Source organism: Mesorhizobium sp. M7A.F.Ca.CA.002.05.1.1 (genome assembly GCF_003998335.1).
Classification (GTDB): Bacteria; Pseudomonadota; Alphaproteobacteria; order Rhizobiales; family Rhizobiaceae; genus Mesorhizobium.
The window spans coordinates 1-1,628 of the sequence record NZ_RZQI01001132.1 but is presented as its reverse complement, the minus strand read 5'-3'; the positions used below and the strand labels follow the sequence as shown (position 1 = coordinate 1,628).

General features: G+C 60.3%; 3 protein-coding genes. 1 reads left to right on the top strand and 2 read right to left on the bottom strand.

Annotation, left to right across the window (positions count from 1 at the left end):
- On the top strand, window positions 1-413 hold a 413-nt coding region (locus EN939_RS38315; protein WP_164751475.1), incomplete at its 5' end, for a hypothetical protein.
- Between the two features lie 22 nt (window positions 414-435).
- Here the strand turns inward: EN939_RS38315 and rplQ are convergent.
- Together rplQ and EN939_RS33310 are read right to left on the bottom strand one after the other, a co-directional pair.
- Window positions 436-867: a 50S ribosomal protein L17 gene (rplQ, locus tag EN939_RS33315; RefSeq protein ID WP_013531439.1), complete on the bottom strand. Its 432-nt coding sequence runs from the start codon at window positions 865-867 to the stop codon at window positions 436-438.
- A 104-nt stretch (window positions 868-971) separates the two neighbouring features.
- Window positions 972-1,628, bottom strand: a 657-nt coding sequence (locus EN939_RS33310) for a DNA-directed RNA polymerase subunit alpha (RefSeq protein ID WP_127271722.1), incomplete at its 5' end; no start/stop codon positions are given.

Sequence of the window (1,628 nt, the reverse complement as noted above, 5' to 3'; positions counted from 1 at the left end):
CCACTCGCTTTGCACTCTCCCTGGACGGGTTCAGCGGAAAGACAAAGCCATCAGAGTTCCTGGGTGCCGGCCTTTGGACTCCAGATCAGGCCAAGGTTTTCTACGCGGCATCCGGCCATGACATCGGGATGAACATCTGCGCCGGACCGATTCAGATACATTTTCATGTGGCTGCCGACTTCATCGGCAACCAAGATGCCGAAACCTATTTGAAGGCCTCCTCCCCGTCGCAAGCGATGGCGAAAATCGATTCTCGAGCCGTCCTCGACAGTATCTATTCATATCCTTACCCGAACACTGAAGAGGTACCGGGTGCATTCGATTGGAAGCTGTTGAGCGGAAGCCAGTACCTGGCGCTGGCCGATGGACAGCAAACATCGGCAAACAAAAAAGGGGCCCGCAGGCCCCTTTGAACTCATTTGGGAAAACCGAGCCTTATGCGGCTGCGGCGTCCGCGTCAGCGCTTTCGGCTTCGATGCGAGCGCGGTCGCCGGCGCCTTTGGCCGAAACGTCGCGATCGACGAACTCGATGACGGCCATGGCGGCGTTGTCACCGTGACGGAAGCCCGCCTTCATGATGCGCAGATAGCCGCCATTGCGGTTGGCGTAGCGCGGCGCGATGGTGTCGAACAGACGCTTGACGACGCCTTCATTGCCGATCTGGGCAATGACCTGGCGGCGGGCATGCAGGTCGCCGCGCTTGCCGAGCGTCACCAGCTTCTCGACGATCGGACGCAGGTCCTTCGCCTTCGGCAAGGTCGTGACGATCTGCTCGTGCTCGAGCAGCGACACGGCGAGGTTGGCGAACATCGACTTGCGATGGCTAATGCTTCGGGCGAAGCGACGGCCTTTGAAACCGTGGCGCATGGCTCTTTTCCTTCTTCAGTTGTTCAAGAGGCCGCGGCCTCTGATGGTTTTCCGCATGACCGTCGGATCGAGCGGCCCACGCCGCCCATCCTTGGAATTCATGCTCAATATTGGTCTTCGTAACGCTTAGCGAGATCTTCGATGTTTTCCGGCGGCCAGTCCGGCACTTCCATGCCGAGGTGCAAGCCCATCGCCGCCAAGACTTCCTTGATCTCGTTCAGCGACTTGCGGCCGAAGTTCGGGGTGCGCAGCATCTCGGCTTCGGTCTTCTGGATCAGGTCGCCGATATAGACGATGTTGTCGTTCTTCAGGCAGTTGGCCGAACGCACCGAAAGCTCGAGTTCGTCGACCTTCTTGAGCAGCGCCGGGTTGAAGGCGAGCTCGGTGACGGCCTCGGCGGCGACTTCCTTCTGCGGCTCGTCGAAGTTGACGAACAGGCCGAGCTGGTCCTGCAGGATGCGGGCGGCGAAAGCCACCGCGTCCTCGCCGGTGATCGAACCGTCGGTGTCGATCGTCATGGTCAGCTTGTCATAGTCGAGAACCTGGCCCTCGCGGGTGTTCTCGACCTTGTAGGAGACCTTCTTGACCGGCGAATAAAGGCTGTCGACCGGGATCAAGCCGATCGGCGCGTCTTCGGCGCGGTTGCGGTCGGCCGGCACGTAACCCTTGCCGGTGTCGACGGTGAATTCCATGCGGATTTCAGCGCCTTCGTCCAGCGTGCAGATGACGTGGTCGGGGTTGAGGATCTCGACGTCGCCAAC